This window comes from Lactiplantibacillus mudanjiangensis (assembly GCF_005405385.1).
Lineage (GTDB): Bacteria > Bacillota > Bacilli > Lactobacillales > Lactobacillaceae > Lactiplantibacillus > Lactiplantibacillus mudanjiangensis.
In genome coordinates this window covers 55,002-71,336 of the sequence record NZ_BJDY01000002.1, presented here as the reverse complement: position 1 = coordinate 71,336, position 16,335 = coordinate 55,002, and the positions used below count along the sequence as shown (strand labels likewise).

Annotated in this window: 23 protein-coding genes, 1 tRNA gene and 1 other annotated feature; of the genes, 3 read left to right on the top strand and 21 right to left on the bottom strand. The window is 42.4% G+C overall.

Going from position 1 to position 16,335, the window contains the following annotated elements:
* Positions 1-61 precede the first annotated feature (61 nt).
* The 5 genes from FFM84_RS01185 to FFM84_RS01165 all read right to left on the bottom strand — a co-directional run bounded on the left by FFM84_RS01185 (position 62) and on the right by FFM84_RS01165 (position 2,982).
* Positions 62-1,126 (bottom strand): M24 family metallopeptidase, encoded by a 1,065-nt coding sequence (locus tag FFM84_RS01185; RefSeq protein WP_130843821.1) that lies wholly within the window; start codon positions 1,124-1,126, stop codon positions 62-64.
* Between the two features lie 103 nt (positions 1,127-1,229).
* Positions 1,230-1,508: a 50S ribosomal protein L27 gene (rpmA, locus tag FFM84_RS01180; protein ID WP_130843822.1), complete on the bottom strand. Its 279-nt coding sequence runs from the start codon at positions 1,506-1,508 to the stop codon at positions 1,230-1,232.
* A 24-nt stretch (positions 1,509-1,532) separates the two neighbouring features.
* Complete coding sequence (locus tag FFM84_RS01175; protein ID WP_130843823.1) at positions 1,533-1,868, bottom strand: ribosomal-processing cysteine protease Prp; 336 nt, start codon at positions 1,866-1,868, stop codon at positions 1,533-1,535.
* Between the two features lie 19 nt (positions 1,869-1,887).
* Positions 1,888-2,196: a 50S ribosomal protein L21 gene (gene rplU / locus FFM84_RS01170; protein ID WP_130843824.1), complete on the bottom strand. Its 309-nt coding sequence runs from the start codon at positions 2,194-2,196 to the stop codon at positions 1,888-1,890.
* 22 nt (positions 2,197-2,218) lie between these two features.
* Positions 2,219-2,291, bottom strand: a sequence feature (ribosomal protein L21 leader region).
* Positions 2,292-2,352: 61 nt separating this feature from the next.
* The gene (locus FFM84_RS01165) at positions 2,353-2,982 is read right to left on the bottom strand and encodes a TetR/AcrR family transcriptional regulator (RefSeq protein ID WP_130843825.1); all 630 of its coding nucleotides are present in this window, start codon (positions 2,980-2,982) and stop codon (positions 2,353-2,355) included.
* A gap of 200 nt (positions 2,983-3,182) precedes the next feature.
* Between FFM84_RS01165 and FFM84_RS01160 the strand changes: the two genes are divergently transcribed.
* Positions 3,183-3,338, top strand: a complete 156-nt coding sequence (locus FFM84_RS01160) for a hypothetical protein (RefSeq protein WP_130843826.1) — start codon at positions 3,183-3,185, stop codon at positions 3,336-3,338.
* 107 nt (positions 3,339-3,445) lie between these two features.
* On the opposite strand, the gene FFM84_RS16390 is transcribed toward FFM84_RS01160, so the two are convergent.
* Together FFM84_RS16390 and FFM84_RS01155 are read right to left on the bottom strand one after the other, a co-directional pair.
* Positions 3,446-3,568 (bottom strand): hypothetical protein, encoded by a 123-nt coding sequence (locus FFM84_RS16390; RefSeq protein WP_263854345.1) that lies wholly within the window; start codon positions 3,566-3,568, stop codon positions 3,446-3,448.
* 300 nt (positions 3,569-3,868) lie between these two features.
* Positions 3,869-4,600 carry a hypothetical protein gene (locus FFM84_RS01155; RefSeq protein WP_130843827.1) on the bottom strand — a complete coding sequence of 244 codons (732 nt, stop codon included), beginning with the start codon at positions 4,598-4,600 and terminating at the stop codon, positions 3,869-3,871.
* 608 nt (positions 4,601-5,208) lie between these two features.
* Here FFM84_RS01155 and FFM84_RS01150 point away from each other — a divergent pair.
* A complete protein-coding gene (locus tag FFM84_RS01150; RefSeq protein ID WP_130843828.1) occupies positions 5,209-5,445 on the top strand; it encodes a hypothetical protein in 237 nt (78 codons plus the stop codon).
* A 142-nt stretch (positions 5,446-5,587) separates the two neighbouring features.
* Here the strand turns inward: FFM84_RS01150 and FFM84_RS01145 are convergent.
* The 8 genes from FFM84_RS01145 to FFM84_RS01110 form a co-directional block, all read right to left on the bottom strand.
* Positions 5,588-5,661, bottom strand: a tRNA-Arg gene (locus FFM84_RS01145).
* A 122-nt stretch (positions 5,662-5,783) separates the two neighbouring features.
* On the bottom strand, positions 5,784-6,323 hold the full coding sequence (locus FFM84_RS01140; RefSeq protein ID WP_130843829.1) for a dUTPase: 540 nt from the start codon (positions 6,321-6,323) through the stop codon (positions 5,784-5,786).
* 17 nt (positions 6,324-6,340) lie between these two features.
* Complete coding sequence (locus FFM84_RS01135) at positions 6,341-7,294, bottom strand: hypothetical protein (RefSeq protein WP_130843830.1); 954 nt, start codon at positions 7,292-7,294, stop codon at positions 6,341-6,343.
* Positions 7,284-8,177 carry an exonuclease SbcC gene (locus FFM84_RS01130; RefSeq protein WP_130843831.1) on the bottom strand — a complete coding sequence of 298 codons (894 nt, stop codon included), beginning with the start codon at positions 8,175-8,177 and terminating at the stop codon, positions 7,284-7,286. Before FFM84_RS01130 ends, FFM84_RS01135 begins: the two co-directional genes overlap by 11 nt.
* A gap of 181 nt (positions 8,178-8,358) precedes the next feature.
* Positions 8,359-9,702: a type I glutamate--ammonia ligase gene (gene glnA, locus FFM84_RS01125; RefSeq protein ID WP_130843832.1), complete on the bottom strand. Its 1,344-nt coding sequence runs from the start codon at positions 9,700-9,702 to the stop codon at positions 8,359-8,361.
* A gap of 44 nt (positions 9,703-9,746) precedes the next feature.
* Positions 9,747-10,127, bottom strand: a complete 381-nt coding sequence (locus tag FFM84_RS01120; protein ID WP_130843833.1) for a MerR family transcriptional regulator — start codon at positions 10,125-10,127, stop codon at positions 9,747-9,749.
* A 108-nt stretch (positions 10,128-10,235) separates the two neighbouring features.
* Positions 10,236-11,159, bottom strand: coding sequence for a tRNA (adenosine(37)-N6)-dimethylallyltransferase MiaA (gene miaA / locus FFM84_RS01115; protein ID WP_130843834.1), 924 nt, complete (start codon positions 11,157-11,159; stop codon positions 10,236-10,238).
* A gap of 3 nt (positions 11,160-11,162) precedes the next feature.
* On the bottom strand, positions 11,163-11,921 hold the full coding sequence (locus FFM84_RS01110) for a glycerophosphodiester phosphodiesterase (RefSeq protein WP_130843835.1): 759 nt from the start codon (positions 11,919-11,921) through the stop codon (positions 11,163-11,165).
* A gap of 79 nt (positions 11,922-12,000) precedes the next feature.
* Between FFM84_RS01110 and FFM84_RS01105 the strand changes: the two genes are divergently transcribed.
* Positions 12,001-12,177 carry a DUF3042 family protein gene (locus FFM84_RS01105; protein WP_130843836.1) on the top strand — a complete coding sequence of 59 codons (177 nt, stop codon included), beginning with the start codon at positions 12,001-12,003 and terminating at the stop codon, positions 12,175-12,177.
* 51 nt (positions 12,178-12,228) lie between these two features.
* On the opposite strand, the gene FFM84_RS01100 is transcribed toward FFM84_RS01105, so the two are convergent.
* The 6 genes from FFM84_RS01100 to rpmG form a co-directional block, all read right to left on the bottom strand.
* Positions 12,229-12,642: a rhodanese-like domain-containing protein gene (locus FFM84_RS01100; RefSeq protein ID WP_130843837.1), complete on the bottom strand. Its 414-nt coding sequence runs from the start codon at positions 12,640-12,642 to the stop codon at positions 12,229-12,231.
* An 855-nt stretch (positions 12,643-13,497) separates the two neighbouring features.
* Entirely contained in the window at positions 13,498-14,460 is a 963-nt protein-coding gene (locus FFM84_RS01095; protein ID WP_130843838.1) for an ROK family glucokinase, read from the bottom strand.
* Position 14,461: 1 nt separating this feature from the next.
* Positions 14,462-14,698 (bottom strand): YqgQ family protein, encoded by a 237-nt coding sequence (locus tag FFM84_RS01090; RefSeq protein ID WP_130843839.1) that lies wholly within the window; start codon positions 14,696-14,698, stop codon positions 14,462-14,464.
* A gap of 27 nt (positions 14,699-14,725) precedes the next feature.
* Complete coding sequence (locus FFM84_RS01085; RefSeq protein WP_130843840.1) at positions 14,726-15,412, bottom strand: rhomboid family intramembrane serine protease; 687 nt, start codon at positions 15,410-15,412, stop codon at positions 14,726-14,728.
* Positions 15,390-15,959: a 5-formyltetrahydrofolate cyclo-ligase gene (locus tag FFM84_RS01080; RefSeq protein WP_225425233.1), complete on the bottom strand. Its 570-nt coding sequence runs from the start codon at positions 15,957-15,959 to the stop codon at positions 15,390-15,392. Before FFM84_RS01080 ends, FFM84_RS01085 begins: the two co-directional genes overlap by 23 nt.
* Before the next feature lie 165 nt (positions 15,960-16,124).
* Positions 16,125-16,274, bottom strand: a complete 150-nt coding sequence (gene rpmG / locus FFM84_RS01075; RefSeq protein ID WP_003638573.1) for a 50S ribosomal protein L33 — start codon at positions 16,272-16,274, stop codon at positions 16,125-16,127.
* Positions 16,275-16,335: the final 61 nt, after the last annotated feature.

The following is a 16,335-nucleotide window of genomic DNA, read 5'->3' as shown; positions in this document are numbered from 1 at the left end:
CCTCCTATGAAGATATCTTTATTACTATAACAAGCCAGCGCCGTTGTGGCAACTGTCTGAACTACAAAATTAATAAATTACGCGTTGCCATCGTCAAGCGTTCATGACCCGTGGCCGTGACCAAAACGTCATCTTCAATTCGCATCCCACCTAAACCTGGGAAATAAACCCCTGGTTCAACGGTGACGACACTATTGGCAATTAAAGTTTCAGTCCCACGCTTAGAAATGAGCGGACCTTCATGAATCGCTAATCCGATTCCATGGCCCATCCCATGATTAAACGCGTCACCATACCCAGCTTGGGTAATCAGCTCACGACCAACTTGATCTAGGTCTGCACTCACTGCACCGGGTTTCACTTGGTCAACCACGGCTTGTTGCGCATCTTGAACCACTTGATATGCGGCTTTTAATTTGGCATCCGGTTCCCCTAACGCAAACGTCCGCGTCATATCTGACGTATAGTCATTCAGGAAGTAACCGAAGTCTAACGTCACCATTTGACCAGCTTGTAACACCGCGTCACTCGCAGTTCCATGTGGCAACGCTGCCCGGGCACCACCAAGCACAATCGTGGTAAATGATGGCCCACTGGCACCATGCGTCCGCATAAAGGCGTCTAACAAGTTGCTGACGTCAATTTCACGCATGCCGGGACGTACGATACTCGTGACATACTCAAAGCCAGCATCGGCTAATTTAGCGGTTGCTCGTAGCTTGGCGATTTCCGCCTCGCTTTTTTCAATCCGTAAATCCGCCACGACTTCAGGTAACGCCACTAGATCGCTAGTGAGATTTTCATCCAAATAACTGTACGCTGCGTACGGTATTTCGGCATCAAATCCCATAACGCCCGTGTTGGTTTGCGCGATGACATCGCACACTGCCCCTAAATAATCACGGGTAATCAATAAGTGTTGGGCATCGTATTGCGATGCAAACGCCGTTTGATAACGGGCATCCGTAATTAAGTAAACGCTATCGTTTAAAACTAATAAATACCCATCGCCAGCCATATCGGCCATTCCAGTTAAATATTGTAAATCGCTCGCACTAGAAACTAGTAACGCATCAATCTTTAACTGGTCAAACGTCTGTTGGACCCGGGCAATTCGCTCTGACATATTGTCACTCCCATCATGGACTCAGCATCCATTATACCAAATATCTGACGGGTGCGACTAATGCGTTAAAAAAAGAGCCTCACGCAGAGGCTCTTTCAAAAGATTATTTTGCTGGGTAAACAGAAACTTGGCGCTTGTCGCGACCTTTACGTTCGAAACGAACGACACCGTCAACCTTTGCAAATAATGTATCGTCACCACCACGGCCAACGTTTACGCCAGGGTAAATATGCGTACCGCGTTGACGATAAAGGATGTTACCACCCTTAACAGTTTGGCCATCAGCCCGCTTTGCGCCTAAACGACGACCAGCTGAGTCACGACCGTTGGCAGTAGAACCGCCACCTTTATGGTGAGAGAAGAATTGTAAGTCCATTTTCATAGTAAGTCCACCTCCGAAATGTGGTTATCGTGTTTGCTCACGAACTTGGATATAATCTGCATAGTTCGTGGCTACATCGTTCAACCCGAGTGTGAAACTTTCAAGGAGCGTCTGTAATTGTTGATTCGCTAAGTCAAGCTTAGTGAAATCAGCAATCAACAACCCGCCGTTGGTTTCATCACTTTGGATTAGTGGCTCGAGATGCGCAACTTGTTCAATCCCATTGATTGTACTAATTGCGAGTACCGAAACCGCCGCACAAACGATGTCTTGTCCATAAGCACCTGAATCAGCATGACCCGTCAATCTAAAACCGGTGACTTGACCAATTGGATTTCGGGAAATCGTTGCTTGAATCATGCAAATGCCTACTTTCTATTTATGCGTTGATTGAGTCGATCGTTACCTTGGTATATGGTTGACGATGACCTTTCTTAGTATGTTGACCCTTCTTGGCCTTATACTTGAAAGTAACCACTTTACGTTCGCGGCCTTGTTTTTCAACAGTACCTTCGACCGTAGCACCGGCTACCGTAGGGGCGCCGACCTTGGTTGAGTCGCCACCGACAAAGATAACTTGATCAAAAGTAATCTTGTCACCTGCAGCTGCATCTAGCTTTTCAACATAGATAGCTTGGCCTGCTTCGACTTTATATTGTTTACCACCAGTTACAATAATTGCGTACACGTTTGTGCACCTCCTTAAATTATAAATCACTTAGACTCGCCAAATTAAGCGTCATTGCTGAACTTAATACTTAACATGAGCGGTTGTAGCTGTAGAAGTCCACAAATACAACAAGAAAATACTATCAAAATAGTCATCACTAGTCAAGTAATATTTTTATTGCACGAAGAAATCCGTGAAGCTAATATTGCCCACGGTCATTAGATGATGCATTTTTTTAAGACACTTCGTTAAATAACGCGGGGTGTACATCATGTCATTAGCGAGCCAGTCGGTGACTAAGCCTAGTGTTGATGACACATAATAAGCAATTTGAATGCTGACGGGCACTTCCAAATCAGCGAACTGATCTTCGAAATCGCAATAAAATCGTTGCATCCATTGCGTGAGTTGTTGTTGCAGGCGGCGACTTACCGCTAACTGGCTCTGGTCTAACAGCAAAGTTCGAAAGGCCTCAGCGTGTTGATCGATGTAAGATAACGCTTTAGTCAGCGAAAAAACTTGGACTCGGCGTAATGGATCGGCAGGATTGGTGATTACTTCTTCAATGGAAACGGTCACAATTGCTTCGGCGAACAATTCGGTGACCAGATCATTAAGTGCTTGATCGATAAAATCTGGTTTGTCTTTATAATGTAAGTAAAAGGTTCCCCGAGTGACAGCGGCTGTCGTCGTCAGTTGTCGAACCGAAATATTTTCGACTTTTTGTGTTTGTAGTAATGTTATTAAAGCTTGGCGTAACCGGCGACGTGTTTTATCGACTCGCGGATCAATTTCGTGACTCATTGGGCTTCCCTACTTTCTAATAATTTCAATATAACATCAATCAGAAAAGGTGTCTATTACCTATTCATCAGCAAGACAAAATGATGTAAAACGTTTATCAAAAATGCCTTTTTTCAAAAAAGAGGCGATTTTAGTTGCAATTTACGTTATAATGGCTTTACAATATTTGTTATTGGACTAATAAAGGAGGAATTTCTCTCATGACTGAAGTACGTAAGCCATATAACACTTGGGCATCACGTCGTCCAGTTGCTGACAAGCAAAAGCGCATTCGTCGCGAAAAGCAAACCGCTGCTATCCAACGTTTTGCCGCTGGTAAGACTGAAACCATTGAAGCAACACCAAAACTTAAGTAAGCATTATAAAAAAAGAACTGACCATTTAATTGGTCAGTTCTTTTTTTGATTGATTGTAATATTTGCACCGTGTGCAGTGCCTTGCTTGATAGAAAACACCCGTCTGCCTAACGGTCACTACGGGCAGTAAAATGTTTGCTAGCAGCGTTTTCCTTGGCAACGAAATTTGAATAGTATTGGACACCGCCGGCAACGGCTAAAATGCCAATAATTGCTAAAACTGAACCCATAATTGTTTCCCCTTCCCTGTTACATTTACATTATCGTTTTGTTACAGAAATATTTCAAGCGTAATGCTCTGATTTTTACACGTTAATTACTTTCTTTAACTTTTCTTAATATTAGTTAAGGGGCGTGATGATGTTGCTAATTTCTATAATTTTAAATAATAAAAAAAGACCCCCTTTTTATTCAAAAGAGATCTCACTTATACTAAAAGTATTACATTTTAGTCTTTCAAAAAATTAAGAACATTCAAATGTAGAAAATTCTATTTTTTTATTCACCATTGCATAAATAGCTAGAAACAATTAATCCAAATTTGATAGAAGATCGCCTAAAGTACCAGCCAAATTTCCCATTTTAGACCGAATTAAATCGATACTGTCAGTTGTCACTTGTTGTTTATCTAAATCAGCTGCCATCGTGGCTAAATTTGCATTTTGAGAAGTAGTAAACCGTCCCTTAAAAATATTATACACTTTCAAAAGAGACGCCTGATCCATTTTTGTTGTACTGATTTCTACGCTACTAGAGTAAGAATACCAATCTCCACCCCATGCATAACTGAGATTATCACCAACTGATTTGTACGTACTTGTTAGCGAGGCTTTTGCGACTTCTTGAACACCACTGGAAGCAAACATAACCGCACGATTGTAGGCAACAATATCATTTTGACGTAACTTAGCTTTGTTAATTGGTGCTTTACCAACCGTCAAATACTTACTATAAATCCAGCCATGCTTTTTACCAGACGTAATGTAAGTCAAAGACGACTTCTTGCCACTCTTCTTGATCGTAGCTTTCTTTGTCCCATACCAAGTCGTGTACTTATAATTCGTCATGTGCTGCGACTTCTTAGTTAACTTCGCACTACTGTAGATATAACCTTTCTTACCATGATAAGCCGTTTGGGCAATCGTTTTAGTCGAAACAATTGTCACTTTCTTACTTGCTGCATTTGCAGAAGTCGTTGCACTTGGAATCACCAAGGCTAGCCCGAGGGCCATCATCAAACCCGCTTTAAACCATTTTTTCATTACAAACTCCTCCATCCATTGATACCTCATTATGGCACGCTGTTTTTGTGGTTTCAATGCTATCAGAAATGGCGAAAATTCCTATTATATCAACGTTTTTTATGTATAGTCACATTCTATTATAGGTGTTATCCCAAATTAATTTAATTATACAGAAGAATTTGTGACAGACTTTTTTCAAAAATACCCATTAATTTCTAATTACAACTTAGCCTTAACCTGCAATTAGAAATTTTGTGATATATTTAGTCTATACTCTTAGCTTTTCCAAACTCATGTAAATTAGTGTTTTTGTAAAAGCAAAACGCTGTTACACCGGGATTTATTTAGGGTGTTCCCCCACGCATGTAGGGATGATCCTGTCACTCCTCTAGTCTAATCGAGAAAATTTGCGTATTCCCCACGCATGATTCATATGTCGTTGGCATGGCAGCATTTGATTAGCAAGTGTGGCAAAAGCATTGCACAGTCTGACCTTTTAATGCTAGAACATGAATTTTTTGAGTCGATTTTAATGGAAAAAGATAATATGACCTATCAAAAAGCACACGCAGAGACCGATAAGATACATAATTATCGTGAGGCTTTAAAGAAGGAGGGCATTGATCATGATTAGGCTGTGGTTGACAGAGCACGACGACGATTTGTATCACTATAAGTTTCAAGTTGAAGATGATTCTGCTATTGGAGAAGTCATTTTTAGTAAGAAACGTAAGGCTGTCAAGTTTGTGGGCGATACGATACTGGCTTATCCAGATAGCTACTATGGCCGGATCAATCGCTCTCTGTTTGATATGTATAGAAATGGGAACTTTATGAAACTAAAAATCATTGCATGGATTTAAAAACTAAATACCAAAAAAGCACTCCATAGCGAGTGTTTTTTGTATTCCCCACGCACGTAGGGTTGAACATTCAAATAACACGCATAAAAAAGGAACCCCACTAAACAAAACGTTTAGCAAGGTTCCTTTTCATCATAAATTATGTCACGAGTGAGACTTGAACTCACAACCCTCCGCTTAGAAGGCGGATGCTCTATCCAGTTGAGCTACCATGACAACAATCGCATACGCTTAGCACGCAACATTGTTAATTATAGATAACTCGACCATACCTGTCAATTTAATTTTTACCACGCCATCAAAAAAGTGTAACCTCGTTTCCAGGCTACACTTCCCTTTTAATAATCGTTTTCCTGCCGAGCTTCATTCACTTGATTCTTCGCCACAAAGGCCGCTTGAATCTCGTCCTGATCAAAGCCAAACTCAACCAGACCAATCTTCAAGAACACGTGCCAAGCATGCTTATAACTCTCCTGACGATGATCAAAGTAAGCATTATACAATAAGTGCTTAATAGCTAAATATTGCTTATCTAAATCTGTCTTAGGTTTAGATGCTACTTCAGCCAAATCTTCCGCCGTCATCGGCATTAAGTGCGTCCATTGTTGGATCGCCGCGACCAAGAAGAAGAAATCCATCGCATCAACATATTCATTCAACAAAGTCTCATGTGGCGTTTTGTCAGCATCGGCCTTGCCTTTATGAATCTTCCAAACTTTAAACCATTCGGACGTATTCGCCATTTCGGCTAGTTCAACATCCAGCGCGACCATTGCGTTTTGCAACCGCGTTTGTGGTCGGCGATGCAAGCCTTGCTTAGCAGCGATATCGGCATCTAATCGAATCGATTGTTGTTGTAATTTTGTTAAATCTAACATGCAATCTCCCCCATTAATTAAGCAAATACTAATGGATCCGCTTTAATTTCTAAGGCATCGATATTTTCCAAATACCAGTCCCGCATGAAGTCAAAGTGCAACAAGACATCAAACCATGATACCCGTTGTTCTGGATCGTGAACCGTAATCACCCAATCCGCCTTTTGTGATTGACCAGCATCAAAGACGTCAACGACGAGTGACCCCGGCAATTGAATTTCAGCCCCATGACCTGCTGGTGAGTTTTGCAACATATAGTCATGTTCAGCGGCCGTGACAAAGAGTTTATCCACGACTTCACCAGACAAATTAGCTTCACGTAATTCGTATTTCGCCGCATTGTCGACATCCAAAATATTGAAGTCCACATTAAAGCCAAAATCATCACGCAAGTAATGACCGAAGTTGATCAACGTTGCCAAAACCGTGTTAATTTGGTCGGTACCCACGCCTTTAAGCAACAGCTTATTAATAAACAAGTTAGTAAAGGCACGACTGTTAAACCGCAACAAACGGCGTTCTAGATGAACATAGAACAAGTTTTCACCCGTCGTTTGTTCATGATAATAAGCGCCACCATTTTCGTTATCCACGACTTGATACAAGAACGTATAGTCATCGGATAATCCTTCAAATACGTGGTATAGCGATTCGCTATGGGCTCGCGTATTTAAAATGGCTTGTTCATCATCATGCATGCTCAATAACCGACTCATAAAGATCAAGTAATAATCCGCATTCTGATATTGATGTGGGAACGTGACATACGCTGAATCTAACTTAAAGTCAGATAAGGTCCGCGCTGCTTGGAGCAACGTTTCACCATCAGTGGTATCAATTAATTGATCCATCAATTCGGTAAACTTTTGACCATTAGCTAAGCCACTCTTCAACCCTTGGTTAAACATTGAGAGTTTACCATGGGTACTTAAGGTCGCCGCATCAATTTTAGTCGTCTCATCATTCGCCATCAGCACTGACCTGGGCCTTTCCAATCAGCGTGGTCAAGTAGTCGGTATAGAGGCTACGGTTACGCTCATTAAAGTTTTCGAAACTCTTAAAGGCGGTTTCAATCGCTTGCTTTTCATAAGCTAAAATCGTGTCTTCTTTAGACAATGTCAAAATCTTAGCTTCATTATCTTTCATCGTGGCATGGGCATTGTTGGCTTGTTCATCTTCATCGGCCAACTTCGTTAATTGGTCAATAATTTGTTGCCGTTCTTCCTTGATCCGACCAGAATCAAAGAGTGAATTACGTTGCCCATTTTCTTTGAGCTGTTGCCGTAAGTCATCTTTTTGACGATCACGATCATCTTGCGCGTCAATTAAAGCTTGTAATTGATCGTTAGCTGCGGAAATCCGTTGTATGCCATCAGTATTAAACCGCTTATGGGCCGCGGCTAATTCAAAGGTTTTTTGTAATTTATTAAATTCAGCTTGGCTAAATTCGAACGCCACTTTTAAGACGTTCAACTTACCAAACTGGCGACGATCCCACCAGTTACCGAAGTAAATCTGGAATTCACCGAGTTGAGTTTCTTCGTAATAAAAGAATGGGTATTCATGCGCCAAATAATCAATTAATTTGGTACTTAGGTAATGACTGATTGCTGGATGAACATCCGTAATCAAATCGACTTGCGTGTTGCGCGTCGCATTCGGTTCTTCATTTAATAAGGCTTGATGATAGTGATCACCATCGATCAATTCGTAGATCAATCGGTCATCACCAGCCGTAATTGCTTGACGTAACGTTGATAAATAGTCCAACTTTTGTTGTAAACTATCGGTTAACGCCCGTGTAGGTTGATCTTGTTCGTTTTGTTCAAGATCAGGCTGACTTTGTTTTTCCATGATAATCTCCTTGCAATCATTGATAATTGGCAAATTGCTGAATTGCGTTACTGTTGTTAATGTTACCGAAAAACCGCTCAATAATAAAGGTTTGTGCGCCTAATTTTTCAATTTTATAAATTTTTTTCATTTGATGACAAAAAAGAAGCCCCACAGGACTTCTTTTTGTCGAAAAAACGGATTAATACAATTCCATGTATTGTTCGCGTTCCCATTCACTAACTTGTTGCCGGTATGACGCCCATTCGAGACGTTTGGCTTCCAAGAAACTTTGATAAATATGTGGTCCTAACGCTTTTTTCATCGTTGGGTCAGTTTGGAATTCCTTCAACGCATTATGCAATGTTGATGGTAAGTCCGCAATCCCGGCCTTTTGACGTTCGTCTTCATCCATCACATAAATGTTACGGTCGACGCTCTTTGGTGGTTCAATCCCATTCTTAATCCCATCAAGTCCAGCTTCCAAGACTGTGGCAAAAGCCAAGTATGGGTTAGCTGACGCATCGACACTCCGTAGTTCCAAACGAGTGGACAAACCACGCGCACTTGGGACCCGGATCATTGGTGAACGGTTTGAGCCTGACCAAGCCACATAAACTGGGGCTTCGTAACCTGGCACTAACCGTTTGTAAGAGTTAACCGTTGGGTTGGTAACCGCCGTGTAACTCCGGGCATGCTTCATTAACCCACCTAAGAAGTGGTAAGCATCCGTTGATAATTTCAATTCATCTTGTTCACTTTCGTCGTAGAACGCATTGCCTTGATCATGGAACAAGGACATGTTCACGTGCATCCCTGAGCCATTAACCCCATTGAGTGGTTTTGGCATAAAGGTTGCCCATAAGTTGTACTTCCGTGCAATCGTCTTGACAACGAGTTTGAACGTTTGGATATGATCCGCGGCACTTAAAGCGTCTGCATACTTAAAGTCGATTTCATGTTGGCCAGGGGCAACTTCATGATGACTGGCTTCCACATTGAACCCAAGGCGTTCTAATTCCAACGCGATATCACGCCGGCAGTTTTCACCTAAGTCCATTGGGGCTAAGTCAAAGTAACTCCCCTTATCGTTTAATTCAGTGGTTGGTTCGCCCTTTTCATTCATCTTGAATAAGAAGAATTCGGGTTCAGTCCCGATATTAAAGGACGTAAAACCAGCTTCACGCATATCGCTGAGTACCCGGATTAAGTTGTTCCGTGGGTCCCCTTCGAAAGGCAAACGATCAGCCGTGTAAACTTCACAAATAATCCGAGCGATCTTACCATGTTCCGTATTCCAAGGCATGATTAACCAAGTAGATAAATCTGGATATAGGTACATGTCACTTTCTTCGATCCGGACGAAACCGTCAATGGAAGAGCCATCAAACATCAATTTGTTGTCCAACAATTTTTCCAATTGTGAAACAGGTACTTCTACGTTTTTAATGGTCCCAAATAAATCAGTAAACATTAACCGTAAAAAGTTAACGTTCTCCTCTTTGACAATCTTACGAATATCGTCCTTTGTATACTGTTTTGCCATGAAAATCGCTCCTTAAATTGATTGACTAACTGGGTGCAGACGCATTAATGAGTTGGATATTCCGGACCATCCTTGGTCTTGAGACCCCCGATATTCAGAAACTCGTCATGTAAGATTCGCCGAACATCAATATCTGTCAACGGTTGCGCTAAAGCTTCTGCCTGTTGCGCAGCTTTTTGCTGTTGCTGGGCATAAATTTCTTTAATTCCAGCCATGTTAATCCCATCAGCCAAGTAATCCTTGATTTCTAATAACCGATCCACATCGTTTAACGAAAACATCCGACGATTGCCAGCATTGCGTTCCGGCTGAATCAAGCCCTGCTCTTCATAATAGCGAATCTGACGTGCAGATAAACTAGCTAACTTCATAACTGTACCAATTGGTAGGACAGCAAGTGAACGACGTAATTCCTTTTCTTTCATGACGACCCTCCTCGTTAATACATGCTTAATAGTAGCAATCACACCGTGGAATGTCAATCATTCATGTAAGAAAATATCACATTGTTTATTGAGGTATACCAATTATTTTTAATTCAACCAACTAATGAGGTTTTGCTTAATATTATTAAGTTCATCGGGCTGTTCAATTAAGTTATACCAGTCGACCGTCATTTTGTTTCTAAACCAAGTTAACTGGCGTTTGGCATAGCGCCGCGAATCTTGCTTAATTTGCGCCACGGCTTGATCAAGTTCAATCTCACCCGCAAAATAAGGAAACAGCTCATGATAGCCAATCCCTTTACCCGCTGGCAGTGTGATGCCGCCCTGATCATACAACCACTGTGCTTCGGCTAATAATCCGGTCGTCATCATCTGGTCAACCCGCTGATTGATTCGATCATATAATAGTGAGCGTTCGGCCGTTAAACAAATCGTCAACGCATCTAACGCATCGGTCTCAGTATCCGCTTGCGCTGAAAATAATTGGCCACTCGTCTGATGATATTCTAAGGCCCGCACGACCCGAACCGTATTATGTGGATCAATTGTTGCTGCCGCTACTGGATCTAAGTCCTGTAACGCTTGCCAGACTGTATCTGGACCTTGTTCGGCCGCTAAATCAAACCAATGTTGCCGATAAGTCAGATCAGGTTCAGCATCCGTTGGTCCAAATTGATAGCCCGCTAACAACGATTGTAAATAAAAGCCCGTCCCACCAACAATAATAGGTAATTTTCCGGCCGCATTTAATTGCGTAATCAAATCGGTGGCCCGGCTCACGAATTCAGCGACCGTAAATCGTTGCTGAACGTCCTTAATATCAATCAGATGATGCGGGATGCCTGCCTGTTCAGTTGGCAATACTTTCGCCGTCCCAATATCTAGTCGACGATAAACTTGCATTGAGTCACCAGAAATAATTTCACCATTAAATTGGCGTGCCAAATCTAATGACAAGGCTGTTTTACCGACCGCGGTTGGCCCGGCAATAAGTAAGACTCGTTTTTTCAATCTTTAACCTCCTTGCATTTGGACCCGTAATCGGTGGGCTAAACCAGGATAATCAGTAATCAGTCCCGCAAACCGATGGCGGTAACAAAACTTCATATCACGTTCCGTATTCACCGTCCACGGCCGCAACTGGACTTTCGGTAATAATAACCAGTGCCGTCGTACCCAGCGAATATCGGGATGATAACCAATAATAATTTGTTCGGCGTGTAATCGTTTAGCCGTTTTAAACTTCGTTTGAAATAAACTGTCGAATTCAACATCTGGTTGCAACGCATGTAATCGTTCGATAGACTTACCATAAAAGCTTGAATAGACTAATTTAAATGGCACTTCATGATGGTTAAAGTAATCCGCCACCATCGTTTCGATGCCCTCGTAATGAATTTTATTCGTTTTAAGTTCTAAATTAAAAATACCGGTAAACTTTTGTCGGATAAGTAGTTGCACGACTTCATCCAATGTTGGAATTTGGGTACCGGCATACGCCGCATCGTACCACCCACCCGCATCGAGTTGCTTTAACTCGGCCAAGGTGTGGTCAACAATCCGTCCGGTACCATTGGTCGTCCGATCAACTTTTTCATCATGCATAATGATGAGATGCCCATCTTTTGATAAATGCACATCGGTTTCTATCCCATCGGCCCCATCCATAAGTGCCGCATGAAAGGCCGGTAATGTATTCTCAGGACGGGTACCTTTACTGCCACGATGTGCAATAATTTGTGTTAATTCTCTTGCCACTTGAATTGCCCCCATATAATTTAAGTTATTTATATTGCTATCCAGCCGCAAAACAATCATAATAAACGTAAGAACTTACTAGGAGGGTCTATTTATGAAATCATTTACACGCGGTTTCTTATTCGGTGTTGTTGCTACGGCAGGTGCCGTGATCGGTTCCGTCTTGTCATTCAAGAAACAAATCGTTGATCCAATCGAAGATCAAGAAAACAAAATTGAAGACAACCGTAAAAAAGCACTACGTAAAAGTCGTTCCGCTCATAACGGTTAATTAAAAAAATGGTGGCATGAACAAAGAAATTTTGTTCGGGCCGCCATTTTTTTAATACTTCGCTTTTTTGGTTTTGCCTTCCCATTTTGCATAGCCGGGCTTTAAGATGTAAAGATCCTTATAACCTTGTTTAGCTAATAAAACCACTGCCCGCGTACTTAAACTATGGGTTTGGTCATACAAATAGATCGGCATGTCATCACGTAAGTCACTCATCCGTGCCTTAAAATTCGTGAATGGCATGTTCCGGGCGCCTAAAATATGGCCCGCATCGAAGTCTTTCTTTTCACGCAAATCAATCACTTGGGCTTTACGCATCCCAGCTTGAAAGTCTTCTTCTTCTAACATCGTTGACACTTGACGCCGCCGAATGTAGTTATATAATGACCACACAAAATAAGCCGCGATCAAAATTAACAAGACGATGTTGACAATTGTTAATCCGCTAATTGCTCCTAAAATCACAGTATCCCTCCTAAATTGCTACTTCTATATTCTACACATATCTTTAGGCCCTGTAAACCGCGGTTAGGCGGCAATTGATAAATTTCGTAAGCGCCAACAACACCTATCGAAAAAAGGAGTCGATAAAAGACAGTTTTCTACCGGGCATAGCCCAGGCATATGAATGATTGTGTATTTTCAACCGTTCGTATGCCGTAGCTCGGTTGCATTGTTAGTCTTTTGTCGTACTTTTTGACTAAAGGTTGAAAGCTAGGTTTTAGCAATAATCGTTGATATGATAAGCATTCATCGATCAAAAGTAGTCATACTTGCCACCTACCGTTCGCCCACATTGAGCCGGAACGCTGTGGGCGGACCGGTTCAGCCAAGAAGCGGTCTGAACCGTCGTTTTGAACCGCCTAAACCGCGTTTCAAAAACGCCGATCTCTAAGCGATAAATCGCCAAGAGCTCCCACGGCTGGGCTCAATGTGAGCTCACTCTCGGTTATGATGGTGATTACGAAATTGATTGGTAGTCGCAATACAACCGGAGTCAGCCAATGATGGCGCCGGCCGTGGAAATATCGTTAGTCCGGGTATTTTTCCCGGACTTTACGATATGGACGACTTTTGAGACTAGTGGTTTTGACTAGGCTCAAAAGCGAGGCGGAAGCCCGCACTTTGGCTGAAACCGGTCCCCACAGCCGGCAGAATCACTGGCTGGCGTAGGTGACAATTTAATCCAACTTAAGTCAATGTTGGTACGGTTTCGACCAATACATTTAACTTTCAACCTTTAGCTTTTTGACTATAAATATTCGAGGAAACAAAAAAAGCCTGGGTTTTGCCCAAACTCTTTTCGTCAATCATTTTAATTTAAATAAACTGGGTGGCTAATGAAGCTGCACCAATAACACCGGCATCATTGCCTAAAACAGCCAACTTCAAAGCAGTTGTGTTCCGAACTGTTGGGAACGTGTATTGCTTGAAGTAATGGTCAACTTGCTTCAATAAGAAGTCGCCGGCAGCTGAAACGCCACCACCGATAACGATTGAAGCTGGGTTCATGGTGTTACCCACGTTACCTAAAGCTAGGCCTAAGTAGAAGCTAACTTTGTCAACGACACTCTTAGCTAAAATGTCGCCTTCTTTAGCCAAGTCGAAGGTAATCTTTGAACTGATTTCTTCACCGTTATCTAAAAGTTGTTTCAACTTAGATTCGCCAGAGAATTCTTCAGCCATATCGCGTGCCACGTGAACCACACCAGTAGCGGAAGCATATTGTTCCAAACAACCGCGTTTGCCACAAGTACACATGTAGCCTTCTGGTTCAACGGTCACATGACCGATTTCACCAGCGGCACCAGCCGTTCCGTGTAATAAACGGCCACCAGCAATGACCCCACCGCCGACACCAGTACCAAGGGTAACAAAGACAACGTCATCGCCGTTTTCGCCAGCACCCTTCCAACGTTCGCCTAAAGCAGCCACATTGGCGTCATTATCTAAAACAAACTTGATGCCAGTTCCGGCTTCAATTTGTTCCTTAACAGGTTGTAAGGTCTTCCAGTTCAAGTTGTAAGCGCCAATAACAGTACCGGCAGCAATATCAACTGTCCCAGGAGTTCCCATCCCAATCCCAACAAAGTCAGACTTATTCATCTTGTATAAGTCGATATGATGGTTGATTGAATCGATGATGTTAGGCACAATGTGAGCCCCTTCATCTAAAATCGTGGTGTCAATACTCCACTTTTGTTGAATATCACCGTTTTCCGTTAAAATAGCGAACTTAGTAGTCGTACCGCCAAGGTCGACCCCGATTAATTTGCGATCCATGTTACAAAATCCCTCCATTATTCTGGTCGGACGCAGCTTGCGCCCGTGTGTCTTCGATCCGGTGCTCATGACTCAATACGATTTTAACACGCGCATAGAGCTTGGCATCGATTACGCCGGATTGATACAAATGATCAACCTCAATCGCCATCAATTCAATATCCCAAACTCGTTTGCCCACGTGAATATAAACGCCGAATTGCTTCAGTAATTGTTGGACATCGTAAAGTGTTTTCATGTGCATATCCTCGATTAATTATACAGTTTATTGCCAGTTTGTAAAACCTAATTTCAACAACGCGACCCATGCTAAGATCAACACCACCGCCGCTAAAATTCGTTTGACCTTTGGAATCGGTCCCACCCGCGGTACGCCAAGTACGTAAGCCAATAAAAAGCCACCGGCCAGACCACCGACATGACCCCAAATATCAATCCCAGTTGAGAAAACATCAAAGACTAAGTTGACGACCGTCAGTAGTAAAAATTGTTGCGTCAATTGGCGAATCACTGGGTTCTCCCAGAATGATTCCCCGACCATCAAAAATGCTCCAAATAACGCAAAAATTGCCGTACTAGCACCAACTGATTGGTCTGGTGATAGTGCAAAGCTCATGATATTGCCGCTAATCCCACCTAAGAGATACAACACCAACATCCGCCAATGGCCAAATAACGCTTCGATTTGCATGCCCATAAAATAAATGACAACGCCATTGACCGCAATATGCATTAAGCCCATATGTAAGAATACCGGCGTGATAAAGCGCCACCATTGACCGGCAATAATGGCTTGATCATTTTTAGCCCCTAAAAAATATAACACGGTTGTCATCGTGCTACCACCCAATAGCCATTCAATTAGAAAGACCCCAACGGTCAGTCCTAATAAGACTTGGGTGATGGCTGGTTGTGTGTGCCACCATCGTTTAACGTCCGTTGTTAACACCATCCTCTGCTACGATTAATTCGTCTAATAAAACATCATATTCATCGACCGGCCATTCAGCATGGTCAAACGCCATAATCTGATAGGCCAGGGTTAATTTCACACCGGGATAATCCGCCAAGTAACGATCATAGTAGCCACCACCAAAACCAATGCGGGCATGTTGATCACGACTATAGCCCAAACCTGGAACTAAGATTAAATCGATTGCTGATTTATCGATGATCGGTCCGTCAGCCGGCTCTAAGATACCAAAAGCGGTTCGTTCAAGCCGACTAGTCGCGGTATATGGCTTAAACGCCATTTGACGATGAGGTAACGTCTGTGGTATCACAATCTGCTTGCCAGCGTCCCAAGCCGCTTTAATCAATGGGGCAGTGTCAACTTCGATATCACTGCTAATCGTCATAGCAACCACCTTAGCTTGTTGCCAGGCTGAACTCGCCAGTAACTGCTGTTGTAAGCTCATCAACTGACTTTGGCGTACAGTAGTCGTCATCTGTGATAACCGTTCAATCTGTTGCTTTCGAAACGCCTTTTTATCTATCATCGCAGTTAAATCCTCCCAAGATGCCCGTTGATTATTTAACCGTTAATACTAAAAAATCTCATTCATCAACACGGACGATTGCCAAGCAACCGACCATTTGCTAACAAATGAGATACCCATTGTCTGATGACAATGTCGCATAAAAAACAACAGGTAACCCTGTTGTTATTTAGTTTCGCGATGTAATGTAACTTTGTGTTCCCGTGGACAATACTTCTTAAATTCAACTCGGTCCGGATTGTTCCGGCGGTTCTTTGAAGATAAGTAGTTACGTTCATGGCATTCTGTACATTCTAAAGTAATGTGTACCCGCATGTTGTTGACCCTCCAAACTCATTCGCATAATACAGGGCTGGAGCCCTTAACTTGAATTACT

Bases quoted from the DNA above. Each gene is read 5' to 3' on its own strand.
- FFM84_RS01130 (WP_130843831.1), bottom strand. From the start codon at position 8,177: ATGGAAAAACAAAGTCAGCCTGATCTTGAACAAAACGAACAAGATCAA.
- FFM84_RS01110 (WP_130843835.1), bottom strand. From the start codon at position 11,921: ATGGGGGCAATTCAAGTGGCAAGAGAATTAACACAAATTATTGCACAT.
- FFM84_RS01140 (WP_130843829.1), bottom strand. From the start codon at position 6,323: ATGTTAGATTTAACAAAATTACAACAACAATCGATTCGATTAGATGCC.
- FFM84_RS01165 (WP_130843825.1), bottom strand. From the start codon at position 2,982: ATGAGTCACGAAATTGATCCGCGAGTCGATAAAACACGTCGCCGGTTA.
- FFM84_RS01105 (WP_130843836.1), top strand. From the start codon at position 12,001: ATGAAATCATTTACACGCGGTTTCTTATTCGGTGTTGTTGCTACGGCA.
- FFM84_RS01150 (WP_130843828.1), top strand. From the start codon at position 5,209: ATGATTAGGCTGTGGTTGACAGAGCACGACGACGATTTGTATCACTAT.
- rpmG (WP_003638573.1), bottom strand. From the start codon at position 16,274: ATGCGGGTACACATTACTTTAGAATGTACAGAATGCCATGAACGTAAC.
- FFM84_RS01090 (WP_130843839.1), bottom strand. From the start codon at position 14,698: ATGAAAACACTTTACGATGTCCAACAATTACTGAAGCAATTCGGCGTT.
- rpmA (WP_130843822.1), bottom strand. From the start codon at position 1,508: ATGAAAATGGACTTACAATTCTTCTCTCACCATAAAGGTGGCGGTTCT.
- FFM84_RS01155 (WP_130843827.1), bottom strand. From the start codon at position 4,600: ATGAAAAAATGGTTTAAAGCGGGTTTGATGATGGCCCTCGGGCTAGCC.
- glnA (WP_130843832.1), bottom strand. From the start codon at position 9,702: ATGGCAAAACAGTATACAAAGGACGATATTCGTAAGATTGTCAAAGAG.
- FFM84_RS16390 (WP_263854345.1), bottom strand. From the start codon at position 3,568: ATGGGTTCAGTTTTAGCAATTATTGGCATTTTAGCCGTTGCCGGCGGT.
- FFM84_RS01120 (WP_130843833.1), bottom strand. From the start codon at position 10,127: ATGAAAGAAAAGGAATTACGTCGTTCACTTGCTGTCCTACCAATTGGT.
- FFM84_RS01175 (WP_130843823.1), bottom strand. From the start codon at position 1,868: ATGATTCAAGCAACGATTTCCCGAAATCCAATTGGTCAAGTCACCGGT.
- FFM84_RS01185 (WP_130843821.1), bottom strand. From the start codon at position 1,126: ATGTCAGAGCGAATTGCCCGGGTCCAACAGACGTTTGACCAGTTAAAG.
- FFM84_RS01080 (WP_225425233.1), bottom strand. From the start codon at position 15,959: ATGATAGATAAAAAGGCGTTTCGAAAGCAACAGATTGAACGGTTATCA.
- FFM84_RS01095 (WP_130843838.1), bottom strand. From the start codon at position 14,460: ATGGATCGCAAATTAATCGGGGTCGACCTTGGCGGTACGACTACTAAG.
- FFM84_RS01160 (WP_130843826.1), top strand. From the start codon at position 3,183: ATGACTGAAGTACGTAAGCCATATAACACTTGGGCATCACGTCGTCCA.
- FFM84_RS01135 (WP_130843830.1), bottom strand. From the start codon at position 7,294: ATGGCGAATGATGAGACGACTAAAATTGATGCGGCGACCTTAAGTACC.
- FFM84_RS01085 (WP_130843840.1), bottom strand. From the start codon at position 15,412: ATGGTGTTAACAACGGACGTTAAACGATGGTGGCACACACAACCAGCC.